This window comes from Micromonospora sp. DT228 (assembly GCF_049841595.1).
Lineage (GTDB): Bacteria > Actinomycetota > Actinomycetes > Mycobacteriales > Micromonosporaceae > Micromonospora.
The window spans coordinates 562,294-584,710 of sequence record NZ_JBNCKO010000002.1 but is presented as its reverse complement, the minus strand read 5'-3'; the positions used below and the strand labels follow the sequence as shown (position 1 = coordinate 584,710).

The 22,417-nt window shown below is 72.0% G+C and carries 27 protein-coding genes; 12 read left to right on the top strand and 15 right to left on the bottom strand.

Annotated elements, in window-relative coordinates; all coding sequences use genetic code 11:
• Positions 1-107: 107 nt before the first annotated feature.
• From ACLQ29_RS06035 to ACLQ29_RS06020, 4 genes are all read left to right on the top strand, one after another.
• Entirely contained in the window at positions 108-1,283 is a 1,176-nt protein-coding gene (locus ACLQ29_RS06035) for a sensor histidine kinase (protein ID WP_425770607.1), read from the top strand.
• Positions 1,273-2,481, top strand: a complete 1,209-nt coding sequence (locus ACLQ29_RS06030; RefSeq protein ID WP_425770605.1) for a hypothetical protein — start codon at positions 1,273-1,275, stop codon at positions 2,479-2,481. The genes ACLQ29_RS06035 and ACLQ29_RS06030 overlap by 11 nt, the downstream gene beginning before the upstream one ends.
• Positions 2,454-3,167: a response regulator gene (locus ACLQ29_RS06025; protein ID WP_425770603.1), complete on the top strand. Its 714-nt coding sequence runs from the start codon at positions 2,454-2,456 to the stop codon at positions 3,165-3,167. The genes ACLQ29_RS06030 and ACLQ29_RS06025 overlap by 28 nt, the downstream gene beginning before the upstream one ends.
• Before the next feature lie 72 nt (positions 3,168-3,239).
• The gene (locus tag ACLQ29_RS06020; protein ID WP_425770601.1) at positions 3,240-3,962 is read left to right on the top strand and encodes a hypothetical protein; all 723 of its coding nucleotides are present in this window, start codon (positions 3,240-3,242) and stop codon (positions 3,960-3,962) included.
• A gap of 30 nt (positions 3,963-3,992) precedes the next feature.
• On the opposite strand, the gene ACLQ29_RS06015 is transcribed toward ACLQ29_RS06020, so the two are convergent.
• The 5 genes from ACLQ29_RS06015 to ACLQ29_RS05995 all read right to left on the bottom strand — a co-directional run bounded on the left by ACLQ29_RS06015 (position 3,993) and on the right by ACLQ29_RS05995 (position 8,673).
• On the bottom strand, positions 3,993-4,748 hold the full coding sequence (locus ACLQ29_RS06015) for a lysophospholipid acyltransferase family protein (protein WP_425770599.1): 756 nt from the start codon (positions 4,746-4,748) through the stop codon (positions 3,993-3,995).
• 84 nt (positions 4,749-4,832) lie between these two features.
• Positions 4,833-6,893, bottom strand: a complete 2,061-nt coding sequence (locus tag ACLQ29_RS06010) for a glycogen debranching N-terminal domain-containing protein (RefSeq protein ID WP_425770597.1) — start codon at positions 6,891-6,893, stop codon at positions 4,833-4,835.
• Positions 6,893-7,264 carry an SCP2 sterol-binding domain-containing protein gene (locus ACLQ29_RS06005; RefSeq protein WP_425770595.1) on the bottom strand — a complete coding sequence of 124 codons (372 nt, stop codon included), beginning with the start codon at positions 7,262-7,264 and terminating at the stop codon, positions 6,893-6,895. The genes ACLQ29_RS06010 and ACLQ29_RS06005 overlap by 1 nt, the downstream gene beginning before the upstream one ends.
• 206 nt (positions 7,265-7,470) lie before the next feature.
• Complete coding sequence (locus tag ACLQ29_RS06000) at positions 7,471-7,887, bottom strand: CBS domain-containing protein (protein ID WP_425770593.1); 417 nt, start codon at positions 7,885-7,887, stop codon at positions 7,471-7,473.
• A 72-nt stretch (positions 7,888-7,959) separates the two neighbouring features.
• Positions 7,960-8,673 carry a TMEM175 family protein gene (locus ACLQ29_RS05995; RefSeq protein ID WP_425770591.1) on the bottom strand — a complete coding sequence of 238 codons (714 nt, stop codon included), beginning with the start codon at positions 8,671-8,673 and terminating at the stop codon, positions 7,960-7,962.
• 133 nt (positions 8,674-8,806) lie between these two features.
• On the opposite strand from ACLQ29_RS05995, the gene ACLQ29_RS05990 reads away from it, so the two are divergent.
• Positions 8,807-9,385, top strand: coding sequence for a nucleotidyltransferase family protein (locus tag ACLQ29_RS05990; protein ID WP_425770774.1), 579 nt, complete (start codon positions 8,807-8,809; stop codon positions 9,383-9,385).
• A gap of 82 nt (positions 9,386-9,467) precedes the next feature.
• Here ACLQ29_RS05990 and ACLQ29_RS05985 read toward each other — a convergent pair whose 3' ends face one another.
• The 4 genes from ACLQ29_RS05985 to ACLQ29_RS05970 all read right to left on the bottom strand — a co-directional run bounded on the left by ACLQ29_RS05985 (position 9,468) and on the right by ACLQ29_RS05970 (position 13,901).
• Complete coding sequence (locus tag ACLQ29_RS05985) at positions 9,468-9,908, bottom strand: PPOX class F420-dependent oxidoreductase (protein WP_425770589.1); 441 nt, start codon at positions 9,906-9,908, stop codon at positions 9,468-9,470.
• Positions 9,909-10,057: 149 nt separating this feature from the next.
• On the bottom strand, positions 10,058-11,083 hold the full coding sequence (locus ACLQ29_RS05980; RefSeq protein WP_425770587.1) for an aspartate-semialdehyde dehydrogenase: 1,026 nt from the start codon (positions 11,081-11,083) through the stop codon (positions 10,058-10,060).
• Between the two features lie 194 nt (positions 11,084-11,277).
• A complete protein-coding gene (locus ACLQ29_RS05975) occupies positions 11,278-12,615 on the bottom strand; it encodes a M16 family metallopeptidase (protein WP_425770585.1) in 1,338 nt (445 codons plus the stop codon).
• Entirely contained in the window at positions 12,612-13,901 is a 1,290-nt protein-coding gene (locus ACLQ29_RS05970; RefSeq protein ID WP_425770583.1) for a M16 family metallopeptidase, read from the bottom strand. The genes ACLQ29_RS05975 and ACLQ29_RS05970 overlap by 4 nt, the downstream gene beginning before the upstream one ends.
• 101 nt (positions 13,902-14,002) lie before the next feature.
• Here ACLQ29_RS05970 and ACLQ29_RS05965 point away from each other — a divergent pair, with 101 nt between their 5' ends.
• Positions 14,003-14,740: a phosphodiesterase gene (locus ACLQ29_RS05965; RefSeq protein ID WP_425770581.1), complete on the top strand. Its 738-nt coding sequence runs from the start codon at positions 14,003-14,005 to the stop codon at positions 14,738-14,740.
• On the opposite strand, the gene ACLQ29_RS05960 is transcribed toward ACLQ29_RS05965, so the two are convergent.
• Complete coding sequence (locus ACLQ29_RS05960; RefSeq protein ID WP_425770579.1) at positions 14,707-14,925, bottom strand: hypothetical protein; 219 nt, start codon at positions 14,923-14,925, stop codon at positions 14,707-14,709. The two genes, ACLQ29_RS05965 and ACLQ29_RS05960, sit on opposite strands and share 34 nt — an antisense overlap.
• A 274-nt stretch (positions 14,926-15,199) precedes the next feature.
• Here ACLQ29_RS05960 and ACLQ29_RS05955 point away from each other — a divergent pair, with 274 nt between their 5' ends.
• From ACLQ29_RS05955 to ACLQ29_RS05945, 3 genes are all read left to right on the top strand, one after another.
• Positions 15,200-16,294, top strand: a complete 1,095-nt coding sequence (locus ACLQ29_RS05955) for a 3-deoxy-7-phosphoheptulonate synthase (protein ID WP_425770578.1) — start codon at positions 15,200-15,202, stop codon at positions 16,292-16,294.
• Positions 16,295-16,591: 297 nt separating this feature from the next.
• Positions 16,592-16,825, top strand: a complete 234-nt coding sequence (locus ACLQ29_RS05950) for a hypothetical protein (protein ID WP_425770773.1) — start codon at positions 16,592-16,594, stop codon at positions 16,823-16,825.
• 23 nt (positions 16,826-16,848) lie between these two features.
• Positions 16,849-17,043: a hypothetical protein gene (locus ACLQ29_RS05945; protein ID WP_425770576.1), complete on the top strand. Its 195-nt coding sequence runs from the start codon at positions 16,849-16,851 to the stop codon at positions 17,041-17,043.
• A 54-nt stretch (positions 17,044-17,097) separates the two neighbouring features.
• On the opposite strand, the gene ACLQ29_RS05940 is transcribed toward ACLQ29_RS05945, so the two are convergent.
• Genes ACLQ29_RS05940 through ACLQ29_RS05930 form a run of 3 tightly spaced genes read right to left on the bottom strand, consistent with a single transcriptional unit; the run spans position 17,098 to position 18,362 of the window.
• Positions 17,098-17,640, bottom strand: coding sequence for a DUF1360 domain-containing protein (locus ACLQ29_RS05940; RefSeq protein ID WP_425770574.1), 543 nt, complete (start codon positions 17,638-17,640; stop codon positions 17,098-17,100).
• A 54-nt stretch (positions 17,641-17,694) separates the two neighbouring features.
• Positions 17,695-18,027 (bottom strand): hypothetical protein, encoded by a 333-nt coding sequence (locus tag ACLQ29_RS05935; protein WP_425770572.1) that lies wholly within the window; start codon positions 18,025-18,027, stop codon positions 17,695-17,697.
• Positions 18,027-18,362, bottom strand: a complete 336-nt coding sequence (locus ACLQ29_RS05930; RefSeq protein WP_425770570.1) for a DUF6158 family protein — start codon at positions 18,360-18,362, stop codon at positions 18,027-18,029. The genes ACLQ29_RS05935 and ACLQ29_RS05930 overlap by 1 nt, the downstream gene beginning before the upstream one ends.
• 131 nt (positions 18,363-18,493) lie before the next feature.
• Between ACLQ29_RS05930 and ACLQ29_RS05925 the strand changes: the two genes are divergently transcribed.
• Both ACLQ29_RS05925 and ACLQ29_RS05920 read left to right on the top strand, forming a co-directional pair.
• Positions 18,494-18,916 (top strand): hypothetical protein, encoded by a 423-nt coding sequence (locus ACLQ29_RS05925; RefSeq protein ID WP_425770567.1) that lies wholly within the window; start codon positions 18,494-18,496, stop codon positions 18,914-18,916.
• Between the two features lie 25 nt (positions 18,917-18,941).
• Positions 18,942-19,271 carry a DUF3817 domain-containing protein gene (locus ACLQ29_RS05920; RefSeq protein WP_355028951.1) on the top strand — a complete coding sequence of 110 codons (330 nt, stop codon included), beginning with the start codon at positions 18,942-18,944 and terminating at the stop codon, positions 19,269-19,271.
• A 76-nt stretch (positions 19,272-19,347) separates the two neighbouring features.
• Here ACLQ29_RS05920 and ACLQ29_RS05915 read toward each other — a convergent pair whose 3' ends face one another.
• Complete coding sequence (locus ACLQ29_RS05915; RefSeq protein WP_425770565.1) at positions 19,348-19,848, bottom strand: DUF6232 family protein; 501 nt, start codon at positions 19,846-19,848, stop codon at positions 19,348-19,350.
• Between the two features lie 512 nt (positions 19,849-20,360).
• Here ACLQ29_RS05915 and ACLQ29_RS05910 point away from each other — a divergent pair.
• Positions 20,361-21,338: an NlpC/P60 family protein gene (locus ACLQ29_RS05910; RefSeq protein WP_425770563.1), complete on the top strand. Its 978-nt coding sequence runs from the start codon at positions 20,361-20,363 to the stop codon at positions 21,336-21,338.
• A gap of 71 nt (positions 21,339-21,409) precedes the next feature.
• Here the strand turns inward: ACLQ29_RS05910 and ACLQ29_RS05905 are convergent, their stop codons facing one another.
• Positions 21,410-22,405 (bottom strand): sigma-70 family RNA polymerase sigma factor, encoded by a 996-nt coding sequence (locus tag ACLQ29_RS05905; RefSeq protein ID WP_425770561.1) that lies wholly within the window; start codon positions 22,403-22,405, stop codon positions 21,410-21,412.
• Positions 22,406-22,417: the final 12 nt, after the last annotated feature.

Here is a 22,417-nt window from a genome sequence, read left to right as displayed (position 1 = left end):
ATATTGCACGTACAGTGGGTTACGCTCAACCTAGCTCGTGCTATTCTCCGATGTCGATCTCTGCCGCGCGGACCCCTACCGGGTCGTTGTCGGAAGGACACTTCCCGATGCCGGCCGTTGCCGCCCCCGCCGTGCCGCCCACGCTGGACAATCCGGCCGGTGGCGCGCTGGGCCTCATCTTCACCACCATCCCGGCGTTGCTGCGCCTGACCTGCGGCGTGATCGGCGGGGCGGTGGCGCTGTCGGTGCAGGCCCCGCCTGTCGATCCGGCCGTGCTGCTACCCGTGGTGGCCACGCTCACCGGCTGGTCCCTCTGGTACGCCTACCGGGCGATACGCCACGGCATCACTGGGCACCTGGTCGCCGCCGACGTCGCGCTCACCGCGGTGGCCTGCCTTCTCATCCCCGTGCTTGTCGCGCCCGGTGTGCTGCCCGGCGAGGGCAGTTGGATCGCCGTGCTGGCCAGCACTACGGTGATCAACGCACAGGCCGCCGCCCCGGCACGCTGGTCGATTGCGGCCGGGCTGCTCGTCACCGCCACCTACGCGACGGGCGCGCAGGCCGCGGGTGATCCCACCGAGGCTCGGGCGCACGCGACGACCCTGCTGGTGCAGACCGCCTGCACGGCGATGATGGTGGCGGTGATGCGTCGGCGCATCGGTCGTGCCGACCGCGCGTTCGTCGAGCACCAGCGGCTGACCCGGGCGGCGCTTGTCGCGCGCGCCGCCCGTGACGCCGAACGCCAGCACAACCGCGACCTGCACGACACGGTGCTCGGCACCCTCACCATGGTCGGGCTCGGCGCGGTGGCCGAGTCCTCGGCCAGCTTCCGCGACCGGTGCGGTGGCGACCTGCGTACCCTCGTCGCGCTCAGCGAGGTCGGCCCGGTGGCCGGCGACGGACCGGTGCCGCTGGACGGGCGGTTGCGGGCGGTGGCGGGCCGCCTGCCCGAGCTTTCCGCGCACCTGGACCTGACGCCCTGCACGGTTCCGTCCGGTGTGGCCGACGCGATGAGCGAGAGCGCCTACGCGGCGCTGTCGAACGTGGTCCGCCACGCGCCGGGCGCGCGGGTCAGGATGCGGTTGAGCCGGGACGCGATCGGCGTCGCGGTCGAGGTCGACGACGACGGCCCCGGCTTCGACCCGGCCACCGTCCCACCCCACCGGTACGGGTTGCGCGAGTCGATCCACGGCCGGATGGCAGCGGTCGGCGGGCGAGCCGACGTGCGATCGGCACCCGGGGCTGGCACCCGGATCCGACTGGAGTGGCCAGGTGTCGGCTGATCTCGGCGCTCCGGCGCCCCCCACCGTCGCGACGGAGGCACCGGACCGGACCAGCGTGCCCCCACCCCGGGAGCCGGCGACCACGGCGAGCGTCGCCGCGCCGGCCGCCGTGGCGCAGGCGTCCGACCGGGGCGCCCGGATCGCCGCCGTGGCCATCGCACTGGCCTGGCACGTCGCGATCGGGCTGCCGGCGGTGCTGGCCGCCCGCGCGGACTTCACCGCGCCACCTGTGGTCCTCGGCGGCTGGGTGGTGGTCGCGGTGGCCGGCGCGGTGGCCGGAGTGCGGCTGCTGCGCGGCTCACCGCTGCCGCCGTGGCCGCTGGCCGGACTGCTGCTGACCGTCGACGTGGCGGTCTTCGCCGCCGTCGGCGAGGCGCAGTTGTTCACCGCCGCCAACTGGGTCTGGGGCACGCTCGGCTGGTTCTTCGTGCTGGCGCTCTGGGGCCGGCGGGTGCCGGGGCTGGTCGCGCTGCTGAGCTCGCATGCGGCGATCGCGCTGCTCGCGGTGCTCGGGCACGGCCCCGACCCGGCCGACGTGGCCCGCTACGTGATGTACGAATACGGCACGTTCTCCCTACCGGTGGCGGTGTTCGTGGGCAGCGCGACGATCGTGAGCCTGGCGCGTGAACGGGCGGCCGTCTCCGCCGCCGGCCACGCGATCGCGGCGGAGCGCGACGCCGCCGAGCGTGGCCTGCGGGAACGCCGGGACCGGCTCGCGCTGGTCGGCTCGACGGCCGGGCGTGTGCTCGGGGAGTTGGCCGCCGGCCAGGCCGACCCGGACGACCCCGAGGTGCAGCGGCGCTGCGTGTTGGCCGCCGCCCGGCTGCGCCGACTGATCGCCGAGTCCGACGACGTGCCCGACCCGCTGCTGCACGAGCTGCGAGCGGCCGCCGACCTCGCCGAACGCGGCGGCCTGCCGATCGACCTGGTCACCATCGGCACGCCGCCGCCGCTGCCGGTGGAGATCCGACGTCGGCTGGCCGACCCGCTCACCGGCGTCCTCGCCGACGCCCGTGACTGGGCCCGGCTGACCGTGGTCTCCGGTCCGGACGAGGTGGTGGTCAGTCTGGTCACACCGGACCGGGAGGGTCCGGACGCCACGGGTCCACCCCCTGGGGAGCACGACGACGGACGGGTGGAGCACCTCTACGAACGGGACGGAAGCATCAGATGGGCGCAGACCCAGTGGCGGCGGTGACCGGCGACCGGCCGATCGGGGTGGCGATCGTCGACGACCACCCGGTGGTGGTCGATGGGGTCCGCGCCTGGCTCGCCACCGAGCCGCGGCTGACCGTACTGGCCACCGGGGACGACCCGGACGAGGTGCTGCGGACGGCGCCGGACGCCGACGTCATCCTGCTCGACCTGCGGCTGCACGGGCGGATGGCGCTGGACAAGCTGGCCGAGCTGAGCGCCGCCGGGCGGCGGGTGGTGGTCTACTCGGAGCACACCGACCCGCCGACAATGCTCGCCGCGCTGGACGCCGGGGCGGTGGCGTTCCTGGCCAAGCACGAGGGCCGGGAGCACTGCGTGGCGACAGTGCTGGCCGCCGCGAGCGACCGCCCGTACGTGCCGCCCGCGCTGGCCGGGGCGATGGTCGGCGACCCACGGCCGGACCGGCCGATGCTGTCCGACAAGGAGCGTGAGGCGCTGCTGCTCTGGTTCCAGTCGATGTCCAAGGCGTCGGTGGCCCGCCGGATGCAGATCAGTGAGCACACCGTGAAGCAGTACGTCGACCGGGCGCGGATCAAGTACACCCGGGCGGGGCGGCCGGCGGCCACGAAGTCGGCGCTGCTCGCCCGCGCGATCGAGGACGGCCTCGTCCGCCCGGAGGAGATCGGCATCTACCGGTCACACGCGACACACGACCGGCCGACCCCCTAACAGGCGTCATGACAGCGTCCCTCCGATCCGCCAGGCTGCTTACACAAGCCAGCTGACCGGAAGGTCGTGACGATGCACGCCGACACGTCCCCCTTCTTTATCGGTCCCCACCGGTTCGACGCTGCGGACGACGACGTGGGGCCAATCCTGGATCGCCGCTACGACCTGCGCCCCGCGCCCGGTGAGCGGGTGCTCGGGCGGCACCGGCTGCTGGTCGCGGGCTACCTGCTCGGGCCGAGCGAGGCACGGCGGCGCTGGCAGCTACCCGGGCCGGTCTCGGTGACCGTCACCGACCAGCGGATCTGTTGGGTGGGCAGCGGCGCCCAGCTGTCGCTTGTCGTCGACGACACGCCCCGGGCACGGCCGCCCGCGCGGCTGAACGGCCTGATGAGCGGGCAGATCCGCTGGCAGTGGCCGTCCCGGTTGGAGTTACCGACGGCCGAGCCGGACGTGCCGACACAGTTGTTCATCGTCTGCGACGCGTTGCGCACCATCCAGCAGCCGGCGCTGGCCCTGGGTGGGCCGTCCGCGGCGGTGGCGGCGCTGGCCAGGCAGGTCCGTCGGGCGGTGGCCGAGTTCCGGCTCACCCGTCCCCAACTTGTCGACCTCTCCGCCCAGGAGCGCGACGTGCTGCTGCTGCGGGCCGGGCCGGGCCTGCTGGCCGGGGACTCCCGGGTCACGCTGCCCGGTTCGCTCCCGGTGGAGTTCTACTCCCGAGACGACTACTACCGCTCCGGGCCGGACCCGGCACCGTGGGGCGGGCTCGCAGGCGGCGCAGCGTCCGGGCATCGGTGAAGCCGACGGCCCGAGCCGGCCACCGTGACGTCAGACGCTCGTGGCGCGTCGCTGCTCCTCGGCGGCCTCCAGGGCGGCGGCCTCCTCCGGAGTGGGGGCGCTGCCGCCCAGGTGCGCGGGCAGCCACCAGGTGTCGTCCGGGCCGGTCGGCGCGTCCGGGTATTCCCGCTGGGCCCGGTCGACGAGCGCGCCGAGCCGGGTGTTCAGCTCGGTGGCCAGCAGGTTCGGGTTCGGGAAGTCCGCCGGGTCGATCGGCTCACCGATCAGGATGGTGATCGGCGTGTGCCGGCGGGTGAGAGTGCGCGGGCGGCCCTTGGTCCAGAGCCGCTGGGTCCCCCACAGCGCGACCGGCAGCACCGGGACCTTCGCCGAGCGGGCCATCCGGACCGTGCCGCTCTTCAACTCCTTGACGGTGAACGACTGGCTGATCGTCGCCTCCGGGAAGACGCCGACGATCTCGCCGCGCTTGAGGGCGGCGACGGCGGTGCGGAACGAGGCCGCGCCGGCGTCCCGGTCCACCTCGATGTGCCGCATCCCGCGCATCAGCGGGCCGGAGACCCGGTGCGTGAAGACCGACTTCTTGGCCATGAAACGCACCAGCCGACCCGACGCGTTCGCGCCGAAACCGGCGAAGATGAAGTCGAGGTAGCTGATGTGGTTGCCGGCCAGAACCGCCCCGCCGGTACGCGGCACGTGGTGGGCGCCCTCGATGGTGATCTTCAGATCGAGAAGACGGAACATCGTCTTGGCAGCGGCGATAACGGGCGGGTACACGAGCTCCGGCATCCGCAGAATCTACCCTGCCCGGCTGGGTGGTGGACCGGCGGCGGCGCGGGTCGCGCGCCGCCGCCGGCTCGGCGGGCCGGTCGGTCAGTCGGAGAGCTTGTCCAGGTCCAGTCGGCCCCGGGCGAACGCGTCCACCCGACCCCAGCGACCAGGGATGTCCAGCACCTCGATCCGCCCCATGCCCACCGGCAGTCGTGGCTCGACCGCCAGGTGACCGTCGTGCGGCTCCAGACCGAGCATCGTCCGCAGCAGCAGCAGCGGGGTGCCCGTCGACCAGGCCTGCGGGCTGCACGCCGTCGGGTACTCCACCGGGAACTTGGTGAGGTCCCGCGGGTAGCCGCCGAACGCCTCCGGCAACCGGCCGTCGAAGTACGTGGCCGCGTCGAGGATGCCGTTGGCGATGGTGGCGGCCTCCTCGGCGAAGCCGTACCGGCGCAGGCCCCAGGCGATGAACGAGTTGTCGAACGGCCAGATCGTGCCGTTGTGGTAGCCGATGGGGTTGTACCGGGCCTCCCCCTCGGCGAGCGTCCGCACGCCCCAACCGGAGAAGAGCCGCGGCCCCACCAGGTGCTGGGCGAGCTTCTCCGCCCGCTCGGGTTCGACGATCCCACTCCACAGCAGGTGGCCGATGTTGGAGCTGAGGATGTCGCACTGGCGGCCGTCCGGGTCCAGGGCCAGGGCGTAGAACTCGCCGTCGGCCACCCACCAGTCCCGGTTGAACCGCTCCTTCAGCGCTGCCGCCTCTCGCTCCAATTCGTCGGCGAACTCCGGGTCACCCCAGAACTGGCGGGCCATCCGGGCCGCGCGGACCTTCGCGTCGTACGCGTACCCCTGCACCTCGCAGGTGGCCCGCGGAAACGGTGGCAGCGTGCCGTCGGAGTAGGAGATGGAGTCCCAGGAGTCCTTCCAGCACTGGTTCTCCAGACCGGTGTCGGTGTTGCGCCGCTCGTACCAGATGTAGCCGTTGCCGACCAGGTCGGCGTAGTTGTCGATCCAGCGCAGCGCCGCGCGGGCCTCCTGCTCCAACTCCTTGACCAGCGCGACGTCCCCGGTCCACCGCTCGTACTCGTCGAGCAGCACCACGAACAGCGGCGTCGCGTCCACCGAGCCGTAGTACGGCGAGTGCGGCTGCTCCTCGAAGGCGGCGGTCTCGCCGTACCGCATCTCGTGCAGGATGCGCCCCGGGTCCTCGTCGCGGAAGTCGTCGAACCGGCTGCCCTGCAACGAGGCGAGGATCCGCAGCGTCGTCTTCGACAACTGCGGGGTGAACGGCAGCGTCTGCAGGCAGGTGAAGATGCTGTCCCGACCGAACATGGTCATGAACCAGGGCAGGCCGGCGGCAGGCAGGGTGGCGCCGCCCAGCGACAGGGGCGAGAAGCGCAGCGCGGCCAGGTCGATCAGGCTGCGCCGGTAGGTGCTGGCCACCCGACCGTGCTGACTGTTGACCTTCGGAGCGTCGGCGATCCACTGCTCCAGGTCGTGCTGGAGGGCGAGCCGCTCGTTGCCGTGCACGCGCAGCCCGAACCGCAGGTCCCGGCCACCCGGACCCACCGCGTGCGTCTGGACGTCGATCGAGGCTTCCCACTGCTCGTTGGGTTCCAGGTGCACGGTGTACGCGAAACCCTCGCGGTCGTACCGGGCCGACATCGACGAGGAGATGACCGTCTCCCGCCGGAAGTTGCCCCGGCGGTAGCCCAGCCGGAGCCGGTCGGACTCGACCTCGGCGTAGATCTCGCCCTTCTTGTTGAGGATCTCGTCCTTGACCTGGAACAGGTCGGCGAAGTCCGACGCCGCGTCCATCCGGACTTCCAGATCGACAGGCTTCTCGTCGTGGTTGAGGATGGTGAGCTGCTCGCAGAAACTGCCGCCCACCGCGCGCTCGCGGATGATCGACAGCTTCGCGTCCACGTAGTGCGTGGCCATCCCCGGGACGAGGAAGAACCGGGACTCGAAGTACTGGAGATCGTCGTAGGAGAGCGAGTTGAGCCGCTCACCGTTGATCGTCAGCACCCAGGTGGACAGAAACCGAGTGTCGAGGGAGAAGAGCCCGGTCGGCTCGCTCGGAGTCGCCTCGATGTCGCCGGTGTCCTCGCAGACGACGAACGTGTTGCCGTCCAGGATCCGGACCGTGTTGGACTGCCCCATCAGTACCCCTCCCCCGCGAAGCGTCGACGGGGCCCCCGGGCGTCCGGCGAACTCGGGAAGATCCGCTCCACCTGCACCACCAGCCGGGCGTCACCGGTCACCGTCATGTCCCCGCGCAACAGCGCGGCGAGGCCGTGCTCGCGACCCGCGGCGATGTCGTCGAAGAGGACGGGGCTCGCGCCGATGACCGTGTCGGCCTCCCGGTCCTCCTGGCTCACGTCGACCCGGCCGTGGTCGATTCTCAGCAGCCAGTGCCGGGTCTGCGCCCCCTCGTGCAGGTCGATACGCAGTGTCCCGGAGGTCTTCGCCAGCAGGGGGTCGTACCCCCGCCGGTCCAGGTCCTCGAAGAACCTCGTGGTCGCGTCCACCATCGAGTCCACTCCTCCCAGTTGCCGGGCCCCAGATCCCGCACCGCGCCCGCGCGTCGCGCGGCCGACCGGCGTTGCACGTCCCCGCACGGGTCCCCGCCGATCCTCCGGTCAACCTCGCCCGGATCGGGTGAGCGGCGTCGTCGTCCCGACAGCGCGGCGCCGGCCCTCCCGCGAGGGGAGAGCCGGCGCGCGCCCGCGGCGGACGGTCAGTTGTTCGGATCGTCGGCGCTGATGTCCGCGAGCACCGACTGCGGTTCGCGCTCGACCGCGAGGTCACCCATCGAGATCAGACCGACCAGGCGCCCGTCGTCGATCACCGGAAGCCGGCGTACGGCGTACGTGCGCATCAGGTCCGCGGCGGCCACCGCGTCGTCGTACTGACTCACGGTGATCACATCGCGGGTGGTGATCTGGCTGAGTCGGGTCGAGCCGGGATCCATGTTCTCCGCGACGCCACGCACCGTGATGTCCCGGTCCGTGACGATGCCGACCACGTTGTCGCCATCGGTCACCACCACGTCACCAATCGCACTGTCGCGCATCTCCTGCGCGGCGGCGATGAGCGTCTCGTTGCCGTCCATCGTCACCAACCGGGTCGTCATGAACTCTCCGACCGTTGTCATGGTGCTCCCCTCTCGGTGTCGGCACGGCCGTCTACCCGCCGCCCGGGAGGGGGTAACGCCGACCGCCGGTGCCTATCTGCGCGAGTGCGGGTGCCCCGGGTGCGGGCGCCGCGGATGCCGCAGGCGCCGCAACTCGTACAGCCCACTGCTGGTCAGCGAGAAGAAGATCGGCAGCAGCAGGAAGACCACAAGTGCGAGCAGCGGGTTGACCAGGTATCCGACGAGAACCGCCAGCCCGTACCCCAGGACGCCGGCCACGGCTCGCACCCGTTCACTGGGAAAGAACGAACCCGTCACGGCCTCGTCCAACAGATCACGATGTCGGGCCAGGTAGTGGTACAGCCCCAACCAGGTCACCGAGAGAAACGCGCCGGCCAGACCGTAGAGGAGCACGCCGGTCCGCTGGTCCGCCCGGTCCCCCTCCCGCAGGGCCTGCGAGAGCACCGAGGTGGCGAACGGCAGCAGCGCGGTGCTGAACAGCACCCCGAGGTTGTACCACTGGAGGCCCTTGCTACTGCTTGTCACCCGATTGAACGTGGCCCGGTGGTTGATCCAACTGACCGCCACGAAGACGTACGACGTGACGTAGGCGAGGTACGCCGGCCACTGCTCGACAAGCGCGTGCAGCAACTGACCGCGTCCCACCCGGGGTGGCTGGAGGTCGAGCACCAGCAGCGTGATGATGATGGCGAAGACACCGTCGCTGAACGACAGCAGACGGGACGTCTCCCGACGCAGGGTTGGGCCGCCGGGGCGGGCCTCGTCACCTGTCGTGTCGTCACCCATCCCACTCCTGCTCCTCCCCCCGCGTTCCTGCTCTTCCGCGAGTCGGCGCGGCAGCGCGTTATACCCGTCGGCGGGCGGCACACCCACCCGGGGGCGACACTCCTCGCGCTCCGCCGCCTACCGTGGGCGGGTGATGCCGGGCGAGGGGGAGCTGCGGGAACTTGTCAACGGCAGCCGTTGGCTGACCCGGGCGCTGGGCGTGGTACGTGACTCCGGGCTGCCGGACGCCTGGATCGGCGCGGGCGCCCTGCGCGACCTCGTCTGGGGCGAGCGCTATGGCGAAGGGTTCGACCCGACGGCCGTCCGGGACGTGGACGTGGTCTTCTTCGACCCGGCGAGGCTGACCCGCGACGACGACCACGAGGCCACCGCCCTCCTCGCGCGGACGTGGCCGCAGCCGCCGTGGGAGGCACGGAACCAGGCGGCGGTGCACACCTGGTACGCGGCGAAGTTCGGCGGTGACCCGATCGCCCCGTACCGCAGCGTCGCCGAGGCGATCGCCACCTGGCCGGAGTACGCGACAGCGGTGGCCGTCCGCCTGGACTCGACCGATCGGCTGGAGGTCTGCGCACCGTACGGTCTGGCGGATCTGCTGGGCGGGATCTGGCGGCACAACCCGGCCCGGGTGGACGTGGCCGGGTCTCGACAGCGGTTGGCCCGGCACCGCCCGGCGCGGCGCTGGCCCGGGGTGACCGTGATCGAACCAGGCTGACCAGCGACGGGCGCATCAGCCACGATGACGAGCGCGTCGACCCACCGCCACGGGCGCGGCAGCCGACCGCGACGGGCGCGCGTCAGCCCCGGGGCGGCATTCCGTAGATCCGCTCCACGTGCAGGCGCAACACGAGCCGCCCGTCGTCGACCATGGCCTGGCGGTACTCGTCCCAGTCCGGGTGCTCGCCGCTGAGCGCCCGGTAGAGCGCCACCAGCTCCTCCACCGTCTCGTCGCCGGGCTCGGCGGCGGGCGCGGTCAACTCGGCGCGCCCCTCGACAACGGCGTAGGCCCAACCGTCCTCGCTGCCGACGTGGAAGCTGGCGCGCGGGTCCCGGCGCAGGTTGGCGGTCTTGGCGCGGCCGGCGGTGACCGAGACCCGGATCAGGCCGGCGTCCCGGTCGAAGGAGTAGACCACCGTGGACAGCTGCGGCCGCCCGTCCCGCTTGATCGTCGCCAGCACGCCCATCGAACGGCCGGAGATCAGGTCGGTCAGCGCCTGCTGGGTGCGGTCATCCGGCACGGTTTCCTCCAACGGGGTCGGCTTCGTCCCATCAAAGCACGCCCATCCGACCGCCGCTCCGCCCGTACACGCCCGCTCGGACGCTGCCTCGCCCGGACACGACCGAGCCCCCGCCGGTCGTCGGCGAGGGCTCGGGGTGACCGCGAGGGTCAGCGTCGCTCGGCGGCGACCAGCTCGGCGAGCTGCACCGCGTTGAGCGCGGCGCCCTTGCGCAGGTTGTCGTTGGAGCAGAACAGGGCCAGCCCGTACTCGGCGGTCTCGTCGGCGCGGATCCGGCCCACGTAGGTCGGGTCCTGTCCGGCGGCCTGCAACGGCGTCGGCACGTCGGTCAACGCCACCCCGGGCGCGTCGGCCAACAACTCGTGGGCGCGCTGCGGGGTGAGCGGCCGGGCGAACCGGGCGTTGATCTGCAGCGAATGGCCGGTGAAGACCGGCACCCGGACGCAGGTGCCGGAAACCTTGAGGTCGGGGATCTCCAGGATCTTGCGGCTCTCGTTGCGCAGCTTCTGTTCCTCGTCGGTCTCGAACGAGCCGTCGTCGACGATCGAACCCGCCAGCGGGAGGACGTTGAAGGCGATCGGCTGGCTGAACGAGCGCGGCGCGGGAAACTCCACGGCCGACCCGTCGAAGGCCAGCCCGGCGGCGTGCTCGGCGACCTTGCGGACCTGCTCGTCCAGCTCGGCGACGCCGGCCAGCCCGGCACCGGAGACCGCCTGGTAGGTGGAGACGACCAGACCGACAAGCCCCGCCTCGGCGTGCAGCGGGCGCAGCACCGGCATCGCGGCCATCGTGGTGCAGTTGGGGTTGGCGATGATGCCCTTGGGGCGATCGAGGGCCGCGTGCGGGTTGACCTCGGCGACCACCAACGGCACCTGCGGGTCCATCCGGAACGCCGAGGAATTGTCGATCACCACGGCGCCGGCCTCGGCGACTCGGGGGGCCAACTCCCGGGCGGTGCCCTTGCCGGCCGAGAAGAGCACGATGTCCAGCCCGGAATAGTCGGCGGTCGCGGCCTCCTCGACTGTCACCTCACCGTCGCGCCACGGCAGCGCCCGCCCGGCCGACCGCGCCGAGGCGAACAACCGCACCTGCTCCGCCGGGAACTCCCGTTCCGCCAGCACCTGCCGCATCACGCCACCGACCTGGCCGGTGGCCCCCACAATGCCGATCCTCATGCCCGCGAGGCTACCGACCCCACCCCCGAACCCGGCACCCCTTTCCCACCGCCGGGCCGCACATCACAGAACCCACCCACCCACCACCACCCCCGGTTGATCATGAGGTTGTTGTCTCGCGCCGCGGCGTGTCGCGACTACAACCTCATGATCAACGAGCAGTGGGCGGGGTGCGCGGGGCGAGAAACGGCTGGTTAGGGGAGCAGGTCGCCTAGGGCTGCTGCGGTCAGGTCGTCGCGGATGACGGCGGCGTCGCCCTCGATGACCAGGGTCAGCGCGTCCGGGTGCAGGTGGGTGGCCGCCGCCGCGGAGACCTGCTCCACGTCGGCGGCGAGCAACGACTCCCGCAGCCGGGCGTGGTAGTCGTCCGGCAGGTCGTGCACCACGAGCGTGGTCAGCGCGGACGCGATCGCCCGAGGGCTCTGCAACTCGACCGAGAGCTGCCCGGCCCGCCAGGACCGGGCCACCGCCAACTCGTCCTCGGTCACCCCACCGGCCTGGGTACGGCTGATCTCACCCACCGCCTCGATCAGGGCCGGCACGGTGACCGCGGTCTGCACGCCGGAGCTGACCCCGAACCGACCGAAGCGGCGGGACGAGGCGAAGTCACCCCGAACGCCGTAGGTGTAGCCGTGCACCTCGCGGAGCAGGTGATTGAGGCGGGAGGTGAACGCCCCGCCGAGGACCGTGCCGGCGAGCGTCATCGGCACGTGGTCGGGGTGCGCCCGGTGCGGCGACGGGTGGCCCAGCCGCAGCGTGGACTGCACCGAGCCGGGTCGGTCCACCAGGATGATCCGCCGTCCGGCGTGCAGCGGCACGTCGATCGGGCCACCCCGCTCGGCCGGGCCGCCACCGGTGCCGGCGAACGCCGCGGCGGCCAGCGCGTCCAGGTCGATCCGGTCCAGGTCACCGGCGACGATCAGGGTGCCGGGACGCAGGAACCACTCGGAGTGGAAGACCGTCATGTCCTCCACGTCCAGCGCGGCGACCGACTCCGGATCGCCGTACATCGGCCGGCCCCACCGGTTCTGTGCGCCGAACAGGTCACCGCGCAGCGCGGCGTCGGCGCGGGGGCCCGGGTTGGCCCAGTCCATCCGCAGCGCGGTCGCCTCGTCGTCCCGGACCCGGCGCACGTCGGCGGGGTCCAGCCTCGGCGTCCGGACCGCTTCGGCGAGCAACTCCACGGCGGCGCTGAGCCGGTCCACCGGGACCACCACGCTGGCCTGGAACGAGTCCCAGTCCAGCCCGGTCGACAACGCGGTGCCCAGCCCTTCGACGGCGAGCGCGTACGCGGCGGCGTCCCGCTGCGCGGTCCCCTCCTCCAACGCCTTGGCCAGCACGCCGGACAGGCCCTCCTTGCCGACCGGCTCCTGGCTCGCGCCCACGTCGAGCAGCAGCAGGGCCACGGCGAGGTTCTGCCCGGGCAGGTGCGCGGCGACGACCTGACCACCGGCCACGGCGCGGCGGACCACCGGCGGGAACCGGTACGGACGGGCGGCACCCGGGCCGGGACGGTCGGCGATCAGCGTCATGAGGTCTCCTCGGGCAGGTAGGTCAGCAGCACCCGGTCGGTGGCGAGCACGTCGGCGGCGGCCTCGGCGACCTGCTCGGCGGTGACCGCGAGCAGACCCGGCAGCTGGTCGGCGATGCGAGCCGGGTCACCGAACTGCGTGGCGTACCGGCCGAGCAGATCCGCGCGACCATCCACGGTGGACAGTTGACGCCACCACCCGGTGCTGAGCATCGCCTTGGCCCGATCCAGCTCGGCGGCGGTGACCGGCACGGTGGCCAACTCGTCGACGACCTCGGCCAGCCCCTCGGCCAGTCGCTCGGCGCTCACTCCGGGGCGGGCGGTGGCGGTGGCGATCAGCGGTGCCGGGGCGTGCGCGAGGTCCACCCCGTACGCCCCGACCAGGTCCGGCTGCGCGATCCGTTCACCGTCGGCGAGTCGCTGGTAGAGCCGGCTGCCCCGACCGCTGCCGAGGACGGTGGCCAGCACGTTGATCACGTGGTATTCCGGGCTGCCGAACGGGTAGGTGCGGTGGGCGACGTACACCCGGGGCGCAGGCACGTCGGCGCTTACCGACTCGACCGCCGTCATCCCGGTCGCCGGGACGGTGCGTCCGTCCGGGGCGGCCGGGATGTCGTCGCGTGCCGGCAGCGCGCCGAAATACTTGTCGGCGAGCGCGAACACGTCGGAGGCGGTGGCGTCGCCGACCACGGTGAGCACCGCGTTGTTGGGCGCGTAGTAGGTCTGGTGGAACGCCTGGAAGGTGGCGAGGTCGGCGGCGTTCAGGTCGGCCATCGAGCCGATCGTCGCGTGGTGGTACGGGTGTCCCGCCGGGTAGAGCAGCGGCAGCAGACGCAGCCAGGCGTCGCCGTACGGCACGTTCTCGTACCGCTGCCGGCGCTCGTTCTTGACCACGTCCCGCTGGTTGTCGAGCGTCTCCTGGGTGAGCGCGGGGACCAGGCCGCCCATCCGGTCGGCCTCCAGCCAGAGCGCCAACTCCAGGTGCTCGGTCGGGACCGTCTCGAAGTAGTTGGTCCGGTCCGGGTTGGTGGTGGCGTTGAGCGAGCCGCCGGAGCCCTGGATCAGTTTCATGTGCTCGGTCTTCGCCACGTTGACCGAGCCCTCGAACATCAGATGCTCGAAGAGGTGGGCGAAGCCGGTCTGCCCGGTCGGCTCGTGTCGGGAACCGACGTCGTACCAGAGGTTGACGGCCACGGCGGGCGCGGTGCGGTCCTCACTCACCACCACGCGCAGGCCGTTGTCCAGTCGGGACGTCTCAATGGGCCAGGGGTAACCACTGTCGGGCATACCCCGACGCTATCCGATCTCGCGGGCGGAAAGGTGACGTGTGGTGGGTCGAGCGCGCCGACCCCGGGCATCGAGACCGCCGTCCGGGGTACCGGAGGGCCATGACCGTCACCCCGCCCCCGTCCCGGTCCGCCGCCGTCGTCGAACGTGCCAGCGCCGCGCTCGGCCGGCTGCGCCACGGCCGGCTGCTGCATCCGGCCGGTCGCTCGTTCGTCGGCGAGGTGGTGATCTGGGGTACGCCCGGACCACCCACCGGGGTCGGCCTGCTCGACGACCCCGGCCGGTACCGGGCCACCGTCCGGTTCTCCAAGGGCACCCCCACGCCCGGCGGCTGGCCGGACGTGCTGGGCGTCGCGCTGCGCCTGCACCGAGACGCCTGCCGACCGTTCGACCTACTGGTCAGCTCCAGCGGCGCGGCCCCGCTGCTGCGGAACCTGCCGCTGCCCCGACGCGGCTTCACCGGGACGTACAGCACGATCGTGGGTTACCGCGTGGGCCGGCGCCGGCTCTGGCTGGCGGCGCTTGCCGACCCCGACTCCATCGACCTCGGGCGCAGCCTGCGCACGGTGGCCGCCGCGACCAGGACGGACACGCCACGGCTGGTGCTCGCGGTCGCGTCCGCCGTCGGGCCGTGGCGGCCGGTGGGGCAGGTCGAGTTCGGTGCCCCGCTCGGCGCCGAGGAGGACGCCGCGCTCGCGTTCGACCCGGTGCGGAACCTGCCACCCGAACTGCGGGCGGCAGGTCCGCTGGCCTGGCTGCGGGAGCACACCTACCGGGGGTCCCGCCGGGCACGTGGGGCCGCCGCTCAGTCCGGCGGCTCGACCGCGACGACTGTCTGATCCGAGGTACGACGTTCCAGCACCGTGTCGGGCGCCGCGTTCTGGTCCGCCTCCCGGATGTCCGACTCGGCGAGGATGGCCGCGGCCTGCGCCTCCGGGTCGTCGCTGCCCACGGCGACCTCCTCGGGCAGGAGGTGGTGGGCGCGGGACTCCACCCGTTCCTGATCGCTCTGCTCGTCAGTCATGGCACCCCTGTTACCCCGACCCCGCCCCCGGCACGCGGTCTCCGCCCCGCATCTTGGGACGACGGGCCGGCGGTTCCCGTCGGGTCGGGTAGGCTCTCCCCCGTGACGCGTTCCTATCGATGGTTTAGGCAGCCGGCTCGCACGCCGGTGACTTCACCATGAACTGACGTCACCACGGACCGAGCCGGCTGGGCAGGAGCTGTCGTTCCTGCCCTTTTGCGTACGAGCAGCCGGCTCGTCCCGGGCACCGGCCCCGGGCACGGTCGGCGGAAGGATGCCCACCGTGACGACCCCGGAGACCGATCGGGTCAGCGATCAGCGAATCGACCGTGTCGTGCCGCTGACCACACCCGCCCTCCTACACCACGAGTTACCCCTGGACGCCTCGCTCGCGTCGGCCGTGCTGACCGGTCGCCGCGCGGTGGGTCGCGTGCTCGATCGCGAGGACGACCGCCTGCTGGTGGTGGTCGGCCCCTGCTCGGTGCACGACCCCGCCGCCGCCCTCGACTACGCGCGGCGTCTGCGTACGGCAGCCGACCGGCTGGCCGACGACCTGCTGATCGTCATGCGGGTCTACTTCGAGAAGCCGCGCTCCACTGTCGGTTGGAAGGGCCTGATCAACGACCCGGGCCTGGACGGCAGCGGGGACGTCAACACCGGTCTGCGGCTGGCCCGGGCGCTGCTGCTCGACGTGCTGCGCGTCGGTCTGCCGGTGGGCTGCGAGTTCCTCGACCCGATCACGCCGCAGTACATCGCGGACACGGTGGCCTGGGGTGCGATCGGCGCCCGTACCGTGGAGAGTCAGGTGCACCGCCAGCTCTCCTCGGGTCTGTCCATGCCGATCGGCATGAAGAACCGCCCGGACGGCAGCATCAGCACCGCTGTCGACGCGATCCGCGCCGCCGGGGTGCCACACGTCTTCCCCGGCATCGACTTCTCCGGCACCCCGGCGATCATGCACACGCGGGGCAACACCGACGGCCACCTGGTGCTGCGCGGTGGGGGCGGCCGGCCCAACTACGACGCGGATTCGGTCGCCGGAGCGCTCGACCTGCTCCGCGCGGCCGGGTTGCCGGAGCGGCTGGTGATCGACGCCAGTCACGCCAACAGCGGCAAGGATCACCGCAACCAGCCGCGTGTCGCCGCCGACGTGGCCGCCCAGCTGGCCGCCGGCCAGCGCGGGATCACCGGGGTGATGTTGGAGTCGTTCCTGCTGCCTGGCCGGCAGGATCTCGATCCGACCCGGGAGCTGGAGTACGGCCGGTCGGTCACCGACGCCTGCCTCGGCTGGGACGACACCGTCGAGGTCCTCGACCACCTGGCCTCCGCCGTGCAGGCCCGGCGGGCCACCCTGCCGGCGACGGTGTGACCGCCGCCACTGCGGCTCGTGGAACACGGGCGGGGGTCGACTCGTTGACCGAGGTGTCGGTGTGTCATGTGTCCCCGGGCCTCACCTAAATAGCCTTCGCGGAATACCGTCCGGCTGGAGCCGCGTAGTGCCACTCGCCGAGAGGCGACCTGCACACCGACACCAGCGCCGCCCCCGGCCCACAAGGCCGGGGGCGGCGCTGTCTCTGTGCCGGAAACCTCGCCCCCGCCGGCGGCACCGGAGCGAGGCAGCGGTCGGGCCACCCGCGTGACGTTTGACCGATTCCGGCCCGGGTAGCTGATCGACGTGACCGACGACGCACCCGTGACCGACGAGCCGGACACCCAGGCCCTCGACGACCTGCTCGACGACATCTACCGGGCGCAGGAGCGGGTCACCCAGGCGGAGATCTACCGCCGGGCGGTGGCCGCCGAACTCCCGCCCGACCTGCTCGCCCGCGTCGACGCGCTGCCCGAGGGCGAGTACTCGGTGGACGAGGCCAGCGACCTGCTGGGCGGTTCCATCGGCTGACCGACCGCAGAAGGGACACCGACATGACACGCCACGAGGACCATGACGAGAAGGTGCCGGCGCTGGGTCAACCACCGAAGGGCCGGGACACCACCCCCGAGCCGGACTTCGCGAACGAACACGACCGCACCGCCGTCGACCGGGACATCATCACCGGGGCGGACGAGGACGAACGGGAACCGGAGTCGCCGCACGGCTGGTCCGGCATGCAGCGCTGAGGTGGGTACGACGAAGGGGGCCGGCGTCTGCCGGCCCCCTTTCGCGTCCACTCGTCAGTCGTCGTCGTGGTGCCCACCCTCGGCGGCCTGCTGTGCCATCGCGTACGCCATCTGGAGGAAGTCGGACGCGGCGACCGCCGTCAGCGCGGTGGCCACCAGACGAGTCAGCCGGGGCGCCAGCACCAGGCCCCCGGTCAGCCCGGTGGCCACCCAGACCGCCAGGCAGAAGGGGCAGCTCAGCAGCTCGCCGATGGCATGCCGGGTCGGGCTGCCCGAGTCGCGGACCTGCTCCATCACCTCACCGCTGCCGATCGGGCGGTCGTAGCGGGTGAACGGCGCGCGGAGAGGGCTGGTCACGGCGTCCTTGGACAGCAGCCGGCTCAGCTTGTGCGTGGCGATGGAGAGCAACACGACGTCGGACGGGGCGGGACGCTCCGGCACCTGTCGACCTGTCACCTTGACCAGACCGGCAAGTGCCCCGGTCACTCCGGCGTAGGCGCCCATCGCCACCAGATAGCCGCCGAGCGGCCGGTGTTCGTGCGGCGCGTACGCCCGGCGCAGCCGCGCCGCCTTCTGTCGCAGGCCGGTGTCGCTCACCCGGTCTCCTTACCTCTCGTGGTGGTGTGGGAGCGGCGTGCCGCGGGGGCCGGCTCAGCCGGCCTGAAGGTTGTCGGCGACCTCGCGTGCCAGGTTGGTGAGCGCCTCGTCGGCCAGTTGGTCCGGACCCGAACCGTCCGACCCGTCGGCCAGGTCGAGCTGGATCCGGGCGCCGCCGGAATCGGCCGACTCCACCCGGATCTCGGCGGACCAGTCGGCGTCGCCACCCCACCGGGCTCGCAACTCGGCACCGTTGATATCCGCGGCGGGGGCGTCGCCTCCGCGCAGCGGTTCCGGCAGCCAGGCCGCGGCCCGGTCGGGGTCGGTGGCCGTGTTGAAGACCACCTCGGGTGGCGCGGACATCCCGCGCACGGCGCGCGCCGGCATCAGGAGTCCCGCAGACGGTTGGGGTCGACCTCTCGGCCCGGGTGACGCGCCAGGTATTCGGTCTCGAGCTCGGCCGTGCGCCGCAGGTGGTTGGCGAGCGCGGAGTCCGCCGCGTGCCGCAGGGTGTCCAGGCGGGTGCGGTGCAGGCTGTGCATCTCGCGGATCAGGTCCTCGTCGGTCAACTCCGTCGGGTCGATGCCGAGCAGGTCGCCGTCGAGAACGCCCGCCGGGTCGGCGAGGTGATCGCCACCCCACTCGGGCACCCGCTGCTCCGGGCTCATATCCGTGCTGCCGTTGGACGCAAAGCCGTCCTCACGTACCGATCCGGTCATCATCGCCCCCCTTGATCTCGGCTGGGCTGGCGTCTAGACGATTGCCCAGGCGTGGTGACGCCAAACCCTCCCGGCCGCGCGACAACTACGACACCGTGTCGGAGACCGGCGGCGCCCCCGGTACTCTCGGTGCCATGAGGCGGCTCTGGACCCCGGCGTGGATCGCACGTCACGTGGCCATGGTCGTGCTGGTCGTGGGCTTCCTCGGGCTGGGCTGGTGGCAGGTCAGCCGGGCCGCCGCCGGCAACAGCCTGAGCTGGGGGTACGCGGTCGAGTGGCCGATCTTCGCCGGCTTCGTGGTCTACGTCTGGTGGCGCGAGGTGAAGCTGGCCCGTCGCCGGACTACCGACACCGACGTGCCCTCGGCCGAGCCGGCCGCCGAGCCCGCGCCGGCGGTCATCGCGGGGTCCCGACCGGCGGTACGCCGGCCGGTGCGGGTGTCCCGGGCACCGTCCGGCGGCGACGCCGTCGAGGACACGGACCTGGCCGCCTACAACCACTACCTGTCATGGTTGAGCGCCAATCCGGGCGCCCGACCCGGTGACTATCCCGGCTGAGCCGGGCTCGGAAGGACGGACGACTGTGGGCGCTGCCCTTACCCGCTACCGCGCGATCGCCTGGATCGTGGGCGTCGTGCTGATCCTGTTGGTCGTGATCGGCATGCCGCTGAAGTACGTGTTCGACAACGCGGTCGTGGTGGAGACGGTGGGGCCCGCGCACGGGTTCCTCTACATGATCTATCTGGTGGCCGCGTTCGACCTGAGCCGTCGGGCCGACTGGCCGCTGAAGCGGATGCTGCTGGTGATGTTGGCCGGCACCGTGCCGTTCGTCTCGTTCTACGCCGAGCGCCGGGTCAGCGCCTGGGTGGCCGCGCCGCAGGAGACCCGGGCCCCGGAGCCGGTCGCCCGTTGAGCGGGCCGGTGGGCCGACGCCCGCTGAGCGGGCCGGTGGGCCGACGCCAGTGAGCGCGGGCCCACCGTTCGTCGGCTCAGCGGCTGGGCCGCCACGGCTCGGCGGAGGCGAGCGGGTCGACCCAGCCGCCGTACCTGTTCACTTCGCGGGCCCGCAACAGCGCCCGGGTGACCTGGCCGAACTGCCGCTCGTCGTCGGCACTGAACAGCAGCACCTCCGCTCCCCCGTACCACCCCCACAGCTCGTGCGGCGGTGGGCGCCAGCGATCGCCGACCAGGGCCAGCGCAGCCGGCAGCAGGAACACCGCACCGAGGATGAGGTAGGCCCCGGCGGTCAGGCGTTGCAGCCCGCCGGTGAAGCCGAGCAGCAGCCCGACACCGCCGAGCATGCTGGCGGTGATGATGACGGCCCGGACGGCGATCCGGTCGTGCGGGCCCCGGGTGGTGCGCAGATGGGTCAGGTCGGCGACCCGGTAACTGGTTCGGCCGACGGTGAACCTGTCGACGGTCACGATGATGCCGGGCCGGGCGTACAGCAGGGTCGACCGGTTACCCGGCACCGTTCGCGGCGGTCGCACCCTTGCGCCTTCACGATTCACGGTTCCTCCCGCGGGGGGACGCTTGGCCGAGGTGACCGACGGGTGACGGCTGCCGCTGTCTGCCGACGGGATTCCCGGCGTCAGCACCCATTGTGTTTGTGCCCCGCCAGCCGACCTGGGCAGTTACCGGTTCTCGACAGCTCACCCCGACGAGGGACATCGCCCAGAAACAGCATCCATTTCACCTTTTATCGGTTATGGCGAGCCATCATGCGGCGGCATACGCCCGGAACGACGAAAGTCGCATATCCGTCAGTGGGCTTTAAAGAGGGCGTTATCCCGCTGCAGCAGGTGTCAGCAGCGCCACCCAGCGCAGGAACACGAGAGGCCACTCGCCCAACTTTCGCCCCTGCTTCAACTGCGAGCGACATCCGTCCCGGGTTAGGTTGGGTGCGCCGGTCCGGCCCAGTGCCGTCCGCCCGGGTGGCCCCGGCCGGTGTCGCCGAGGGCGTCAGCAGCCCCGGCGGCCGTGGGAGAGGGGCCTTTCGCTCTTGTCATCCCTGAGAAACCTGCTGCGTACCGTGGCGCTGGCCGGCATGTCGGCCGCGCTTATCGCCCCGACGGCGGTGGCGCGCGCCGAGCCGTCCCCCGCCGACCTGACCCGCCGGATCGAGACATCTTCGGCCGAGTTGGAACGGGTGGTGGAGTCGTACAACAAGCTGCGTGAGGAGATCAAGGCCAACGAGGCCTCGGTGGCCCGGTTGAAGGCCCGCATCGGCCCGCTGGAGCAGCAGGCCGAGCAGAGCCGGGCCGACGTGACCGAGCTGGCCACCACGGCGTACAAGAGCGGCGGCCTGCGGACCGCGGACGCCCTGCTGCGTGCCGGCGGCTCCGCCGCCCTACTGGACCGGCTGGGCACGCTCGATCAGCTCACCCGCCAACGGCAGGAGAGCATCTCCGGCTTCACGGCCGACCAGCGACGACTGCTGGACGAGAAGGCCAGCCTGGACGCCACCCTGACCCGGCAGGCCGCGCGGGCCCGTCAGCTCACGGCGGGTAAGAAGCAGATCGAACAGGACCTGGCCAAGCTGTACGAGCTGCGTCGGCAGGCGTACGGGGCGGCCACCGAGCGTCCCGAGCCGAAGGCCGCGGCGGCGGTGGCCAAGGACGTTCCCGCGGTGGCCGGTGACGCCGGCGCCGCGGTGCGCTACGCGTTCGGCGCGGTGGGCAAGCCGTACGTCTGGGCAGCCGACGGGCCCAACGGCTACGACTGTTCCGGGCTGACCTCGGCGGCCTGGCGGGCGGCCGGCAAGTCCCTGCCGCACAACACCCGGATGCAGTGGGGTGCCGTCGCACACATCGGGCGGGGCGACCTGCGTCCAGGTGACCTCGTCTTCTACAGCGGGCTCGGGCACGTCGCCCTCTACGTGGGCGACGGCCAGGTGATCGACGCGCCGAGCGCGGGCCGCAACGTGCTCAAACGGGGCATGAACATGATGTCCATCCAGGGCTACGGCCGGGTCCGCTAGCGGACCCGGCAACGGCGAACGGCCAGCGTCCCCCTATCGGACGCCGGCCGTTCGCCGTCATTACTACCAGGTCAGGCTGCCTGCAGCCCCTCCGCCCGGGCCAGCTCACGCAGCCGGCCGAGGGCCTGGATCTCCAACTGCCGGATCCGCTCGCGGGACAGCGAGAACCGGGACGCGACCTCGGTGAGCGAGTGCTCCCGGCCGTCCTCCAGCCCGTAGCGGGCCCGCATGATGCCGGCGGACCTGTCGTCGAGGTGGTTGAGCAGCCCCTCGATGCGCTGCCGCTCCAGGCCGCTGAGGACGATGTCCTCCGGCGACGGCGCGTCGCTGTCGGCGACCAGGTCGCCGAGGCTGGTGTCGCCGTCGTCGCCCACCGGGGTGTCCAGCGAGACGGTGTCCTGCGACCAGCGGCGCAGTTCGTTGACCCGCTCGACCGTGACGCCGAGGGAGGCCGCGATCTGCTCCGGCTCCGGGTCGGCGCCCAGCTCGCGGGTCAACTGCCGGGCCACGTTGCGCATCCGGTTGACGTCCTCCACCAGGTGCACCGGCAGACGGACGGTGCGCTCCTGCTGCGCGATCGCCCGGCTGATCGCCTGGCGGATCCACCAGGTGGCGTAGGTGGAGAACTTGTAACCGCGCTCGTAGTCGAACTTCTCGACCGCCCGGACCAGGCCGGTGTTGCCCTCCTGGATCAGGTCCAGCATGGGCATGCCCGACCGCACGTACCGGCGGGCGATCGACACGACAAGTCGGAGGTTGGCGCGGATGAAGAGATCCTTCGCGCGCTCCCCCTCGACGACAAGCCACTCCAGGTCAGCCCGATCCCGCTCGGTACCGCCGGGGGCGGCATCCTCACCGAGCAGGTGCTCGGCGTAGAGGCCGGCCTCGATAGCCTTGGAGAGATCGACCTCCCGGGCGGCGTCCAGCAGTGGCGTCCGAGAGATCTCGTGCAGGTAGACACCGACCAGGTCGCGCTCCTCGGCCACCTGATCGGTGCGCATGCCGATGTTCTTGTCCACGTTGCCCACGGTCCCCTCGCTCGCGCCGGTTGCCCGGTTCCTTGCCATACCCCACGTCCG

Coding starts and splice junctions, on each gene's coding strand:
- ACLQ29_RS05945 (WP_425770576.1), top strand. CDS start 16,849: ATGACACGCCACGAGGACCATGACGAGAAGGTGCCGGCGCTGGGTCAA.
- ACLQ29_RS05995 (WP_425770591.1), bottom strand. CDS start 8,673: ATGGGTGACGACACGACAGGTGACGAGGCCCGCCCCGGCGGCCCAACC.
- ACLQ29_RS05980 (WP_425770587.1), bottom strand. CDS start 11,083: ATGAGGATCGGCATTGTGGGGGCCACCGGCCAGGTCGGTGGCGTGATG.
- ACLQ29_RS06025 (WP_425770603.1), top strand. CDS start 2,454: ATGGGCGCAGACCCAGTGGCGGCGGTGACCGGCGACCGGCCGATCGGG.
- ACLQ29_RS05990 (WP_425770774.1), top strand. CDS start 8,807: ATGCCGGGCGAGGGGGAGCTGCGGGAACTTGTCAACGGCAGCCGTTGG.
- ACLQ29_RS06015 (WP_425770599.1), bottom strand. CDS start 4,748: ATGCCGGAGCTCGTGTACCCGCCCGTTATCGCCGCTGCCAAGACGATG.
- ACLQ29_RS05925 (WP_425770567.1), top strand. CDS start 18,494: ATGAGGCGGCTCTGGACCCCGGCGTGGATCGCACGTCACGTGGCCATG.
- ACLQ29_RS05935 (WP_425770572.1), bottom strand. CDS start 18,027: ATGCCGGCGCGCGCCGTGCGCGGGATGTCCGCGCCACCCGAGGTGGTC.
- ACLQ29_RS05965 (WP_425770581.1), top strand. CDS start 14,003: ATGACCGTCACCCCGCCCCCGTCCCGGTCCGCCGCCGTCGTCGAACGT.
- ACLQ29_RS05970 (WP_425770583.1), bottom strand. CDS start 13,901: ATGCCCGACAGTGGTTACCCCTGGCCCATTGAGACGTCCCGACTGGAC.
- ACLQ29_RS05930 (WP_425770570.1), bottom strand. CDS start 18,362: ATGATGACCGGATCGGTACGTGAGGACGGCTTTGCGTCCAACGGCAGC.
- ACLQ29_RS06000 (WP_425770593.1), bottom strand. CDS start 7,887: ATGACAACGGTCGGAGAGTTCATGACGACCCGGTTGGTGACGATGGAC.
- ACLQ29_RS05975 (WP_425770585.1), bottom strand. CDS start 12,615: ATGACGCTGATCGCCGACCGTCCCGGCCCGGGTGCCGCCCGTCCGTAC.
- ACLQ29_RS05960 (WP_425770579.1), bottom strand. CDS start 14,925: ATGACTGACGAGCAGAGCGATCAGGAACGGGTGGAGTCCCGCGCCCAC.
- ACLQ29_RS06020 (WP_425770601.1), top strand. CDS start 3,240: ATGCACGCCGACACGTCCCCCTTCTTTATCGGTCCCCACCGGTTCGAC.
- ACLQ29_RS06005 (WP_425770595.1), bottom strand. CDS start 7,264: ATGGTGGACGCGACCACGAGGTTCTTCGAGGACCTGGACCGGCGGGGG.
- ACLQ29_RS05905 (WP_425770561.1), bottom strand. CDS start 22,405: ATGGCAAGGAACCGGGCAACCGGCGCGAGCGAGGGGACCGTGGGCAAC.
- ACLQ29_RS06035 (WP_425770607.1), top strand. CDS start 108: ATGCCGGCCGTTGCCGCCCCCGCCGTGCCGCCCACGCTGGACAATCCG.
- ACLQ29_RS05955 (WP_425770578.1), top strand. CDS start 15,200: ATGCCCACCGTGACGACCCCGGAGACCGATCGGGTCAGCGATCAGCGA.
- ACLQ29_RS06010 (WP_425770597.1), bottom strand. CDS start 6,893: ATGGGGCAGTCCAACACGGTCCGGATCCTGGACGGCAACACGTTCGTC.